The sequence below is a fragment of the Bacteroidota bacterium genome (genome assembly GCA_030706565.1).
In the GTDB taxonomy this organism is placed as follows: domain Bacteria; phylum Bacteroidota; class Bacteroidia; order Bacteroidales; family JAUZOH01; genus JAUZOH01.
Genome location: JAUZOH010000302.1, coordinates 1 through 4,680, shown reverse-complemented (window position 1 = coordinate 4,680; position 4,680 = coordinate 1). Strand labels below are relative to the sequence as shown.

Here is a 4,680-nt window from a genome sequence, read left to right as displayed (position 1 = left end):
ATTTTGCAACTATTTATATTGATGGTAAACTGGCTGCCCGCCATTGGGGAGGTACATCGTCTTTTGAAGCCGATATTACTCCGTTTGTAAAGGCAGGCAGCGAACATGATTTGGTCGTACAGGTTGAAGACGATCAACGGTCGGGACAGCAACCGAAAGGTAAGCAATGCAACGCCTACTATTCGCAAGGATGCGATTATACCCGAACTACGGGTATTTGGCAAACAGTTTGGATGGAGGCAGTTGCCCCTCAAGGTTTGCAAAGGGCATATATTGTTCCTGACTTGGATCAGAAACGTTTTGTGGTGTACCCCGAATTTTATGCTCTTTCAGCAGGAGAGAAACTAAATGTCAGGATTCAGGATGGAAATAAAGTAGTAAGCTCGGTAACCATCCCGGCAGGAACAGGATCAATGGCTGTTCTGCCCCTTAAGTCTGTTAAAACATGGTCGCCCGAATCGCCTTTTTTGTATGATGTTTATTTTGAAGTGCTTGATGCTAAAGGGAAGATTATTGATAAAGTTCAGTCCTATGCTGGGATGCGAAAGATACATATAGAAGGGAATAAGTTTTTCATCAACAACAAACCCTATTACCTGCGTTTTGTGCTAGATCAGGGATTTTATCCTACTGGTATCTGGACGGCACCATCCGATGCTGATTTGCGTCACGACATAGAATTGTCGATGCAGGCAGGATTTAATGGTGCCCGGCTACACCAGAAAGTGTTTGAAGAACGCTTTCATTACTGGGCCGATAAATTGGGCTATCTTACCTGGGGTGAATCCTCAAGCTGGGGTTGCAATACCAATGATGTAGTTGCTGCCCGGAATTTTATAAGCGAATGGTCTGAGATTGTGATGCGCGATCGCAATTCCCCATCTATTATTGCCTGGACGCCTTTTAACGAAACCTGGGAACGTCCTGATGGAGAGGCTTTACAACACGACCGGTTTATATCCGATGTTTATAAACTCACCCATAACCTCGATTACCGGCCAGTTAACGATGCAAGTGGCAATTATCATGTTGTTACCGATTTATGGACTGTTCACACCTACGAACAGAATCCTGATAAACTCAAGGATTTACTGACAGTGAAGGACGGGGTATATTTTCAGCAAAATCGTAACATGGAAGTCACTTACAGTGGACAACCCTATTTTGTTGACGAATATGGCGGCATTAAATGGATAGTAGGACAACAATTCGCAAAGAATAGTTGGGGTTATGGAGATGGGCCTAAAACAGAAGATGAATTTTATCAAAGGCTTGAAGGGTTGACCAATGCAATTCTTAAAACCAGCCATATATCAGGATATTGTTTTACACAGTTGACTGATGTGGAACAGGAACAAAACGGCATTTATACATACGACCGTAAACCAAAGTTTAATATGGAAAGAATTAAGGCAATTATGGGTAAAAATCCAGAAAAGTAGAGCTGGATTTCTTTGATGTAATATCAGATCGTTAAAAACGAATTTCCTAATTTCAGAAAAGGCTGTCAATTTTAAATATTTTTGACAGCCTTATTTTTTTTCTAAATGACTCATTTAAGGGAAAGCCAGGAAAGAAACCTGAAGTTCTCCTAGCTTTTTGTAACCCAAAGTATTCATGTGGATAGGATCGTGGTAATATAATTTTTTGTTATAAATGTTATATCCGCCCAGCGTGAACTGGTCCAGAAAAGGTATGCCATGAAGTTCACAGACTTTCTTCTGCATTTCAACGTATTTATTCATTCCATTTTCACAAAATGGATCATATCCGCCTCTATCTGTAAATGCTTTACTCGATGTGAAAAAGTATATGACTGCATGTGGGTTTATCTCATATATCCTTTTGATACAATAGTTAATACCCCCGGCTTGGGTTATTAGTTTAGCCTTGTCAAAACCATCGAATTCTGTATAATCAGTATAATTTCCTATTTCTCTGTGTCCTGTATAATCATTTGTTGATGCCCAAAGGATATAGATGTCAAACTTACCCGCTTCATTTACTTGTTGCTGGACAGATTTCCCTTGCAACGAAGAAAATCCGGCACCAGGGACACCGTAGTTGGTAACAGTCATTCCTAAATATCTTTTCCATAGGATTTTAGCACTATCGCTGGGTGGTATTACAGAAACAGAACCACCAAAAACAGCTACGGTTTTTCCATAATTGAATGATTTTTTTATTGATAACTGGTCAATTCTGTTTTGTGAGAAAATGCTAGTTGATGATAGAAATAATAAAACGGCAAAACAAATACTCTTCATTTTTATAAAACGATAAGTCTATAAATTAAGAAAATAAAAACATTTTTACTTCAAACTAAGCCCAGACCTGAAACAAAGAAATTAAATTCTTTTGGCAAGCGATGATTTGCGAACGAATAATTGGGTAGATAAAGTTACTGCCAGGCTTGTCTTTTGTTTAGTGGGAGAGCTAAGCTTGTTCAATAATATGGTTATTATATTGTCTGCAATAGCCTCAATGGGCTGGGCAACAGCTGTTATCGAGGGGGTGTACAGCTGAAAAACTTCATAATCATCGAAGGATATGACCGCTATATCTGCAGGAACTTTTAAATTTAATTCATTTATAGCTCTCAATCCCAGTACACCGAGGTGGTTGGTAGAGAAAAGCATGGCATCCAGATTCTTTTGTTTTTTAAAAAATGAAAGAATTGGTTCATACATTATACTTTCATTTTGGTTAAAAACAATTTCTTTTATGGTGGGTTTTAAGTTATGATCACGTAAAGCATCTTTATACCCTTGCATTCGTTGTTGCAATTGAACCTGTACAGAAGAAAAGGTTAACAATCCTATATTTTTATACCCTTGTTCAATAAGGTGAGTGGTGGCGTCGTAGATGCTTTGCCGGTTATCTATAATGACATGGTCAGTATCTACAGAAGAGAGGTAGCGGTCGAAGAAAATAACCGGAAGGCCTTCTTTTAATAAAGAATTAATTTCATTTTCAATTCCTTCAGGTGGGGCAATAATATATCCGTCAACATGCATGTCTCTGAACATGGTGATCAGGTCCAATGTTTTTTGCGTATTGTTATCGGTACTGCAATAGATCATTTTATAACCGTTCTGATAAGATCTATCTTCTATTAATCGGGCAATTTTGGCAAAAAACGGGTTCGAAATATCTTCAACCATCAGCCCAATGGTATTAGATTTGCCGGTACGTAAGCTTTTGGCAAATGAATTTGGCTTATATCCTACTTCCTCCACATATTTTGTAACGCGTTCGACAAGTTCCTCACTAATTCGTTTTTCTTGGGCTTTACCATTTAAGATAAAAGAGACCGAACTTTTAGAGATATTTAATTCTCTTGCAATATCAACAATAGAGAGTTTTTTCTTCACTTTGTAATCGTTTATATAAAAATAATAATTTTATGTATTTATAGTTTGGGAGCTATTATAAAGCCCTCTTAATTTGGGGTATAGTAACCCAAACATTGCAATAATTAGATAACAGATAATTGGGAAATAATATGCATCTGCAATGTTGTGATTTGCTACCAGACCCATGAGGGGTGGAAAAAGCGCCCCGCCTACAAGCCCCATTACTATAAAAGGTGAAGCTTGGGGAGTATATGGTCCCAAATCTTTCAGTCCCAGACTAAAAATTGTGGGAAACATAATACTAAAGAAAAAGTTAATCATAATTAACGCCACGAATGATATCCATCCCAGTCCCTGTGCTACCAGTAAGCACATTAGAATATTGCTTACGGCGAAAATAGTTAGCAACTTGGATGGTGCAAAGTAACGCATTGCAAACGTTCCGGCAAAACGGCCTATCATAAGAATAAAGATGCTAAAGCCAAAAAAATAGCTTGCTTTCTCGGCGCTCAAATGCACTACTTCGTGCCCGTAGTTGATAAAGTAAGCCCATGTACCGCCTTGTGCAGCAACATTAAAAAACTGGGCCACTACAGCAAATGCAAAATGCTTTTTGCTAAAGAGTGTAACCGTGTCCTTCCAAAAATTTGTTTTATGGGTTGAATTCTTTGGTAACTTTTGGGGTGGAGAATTAAGGGAAGGAATTTTAATAAAAGAAAAGGCAACTGTAAGAAGAGTCATAAATAAACCTATATACAAGTATAGGTACTTAACAGATAATAAACTACGAGAATAGTCGTGGTCTTTATTTAAAATGAAATAACCACCAAGTACCGGGCCTATAATTCCTCCTAATCCGTTAAATGATTGAGCAAAATTAAGTCTCTGATCGCTGGTCTCCTGATTTCCTAGCAATGCGATGAATGGGTGAGCAACAGTTTCGAGAGTGGCCATTCCACATGCAAGTATAAACAAAGCGAACCTGAACATCTCAAAGGATTGTGCGTCTGCGGCAGGAATAAAAAGGTAGGCTCCGGTTGCATATAATATCAGGCCTAAAATAACTCCTCTTTTGTAACCATACTTCTTTATAAAGAGACCAGCAGGTATGCTCATGACAGCATAAGCACCAAAGGTGGATAATTGAATTAAGCCGGAACGGGACTTGGAAATGTGCAAAACATCCTGAAATTGTTTGTTTAAAACGTCTCCCATAGTTAAGGCAAGGCCCCACATTAAAAAAAGAAAAGTCAGAAACGTAAAGACCAGTGCATATTTCTTTTCCGTAAGAGGAATCTTTGGTTTCATAGGGAGGCCTATAATT

The 4,680-nt window shown here is 38.3% G+C and carries 4 protein-coding genes; 1 reads left to right on the top strand and 3 read right to left on the bottom strand.

Annotated features, from left to right (window positions below):
• Positions 1–1,442, top strand: a 1,442-nt coding sequence (locus tag Q8907_12990; GenBank protein ID MDP4275186.1) for a glycoside hydrolase family 2 TIM barrel-domain containing protein, incomplete at its 5' end; no start/stop codon positions are given.
• Between the two features lie 114 nt (positions 1,443–1,556).
• On the opposite strand, the gene Q8907_12985 is transcribed toward Q8907_12990, so the two are convergent.
• The 3 genes from Q8907_12985 to fucP form a co-directional block, all read right to left on the bottom strand.
• Positions 1,557–2,267, bottom strand: a complete 711-nt coding sequence (locus tag Q8907_12985; protein MDP4275185.1) for an SGNH/GDSL hydrolase family protein — start codon at positions 2,265–2,267, stop codon at positions 1,557–1,559.
• Between the two features lie 81 nt (positions 2,268–2,348).
• On the bottom strand, positions 2,349–3,374 hold the full coding sequence (locus tag Q8907_12980) for a substrate-binding domain-containing protein (GenBank protein ID MDP4275184.1): 1,026 nt from the start codon (positions 3,372–3,374) through the stop codon (positions 2,349–2,351).
• Between the two features lie 30 nt (positions 3,375–3,404).
• A complete protein-coding gene (gene fucP / locus Q8907_12975; GenBank protein MDP4275183.1) occupies positions 3,405–4,664 on the bottom strand; it encodes an L-fucose:H+ symporter permease in 1,260 nt (419 codons plus the stop codon).
• Positions 4,665–4,680: the final 16 nt, after the last annotated feature.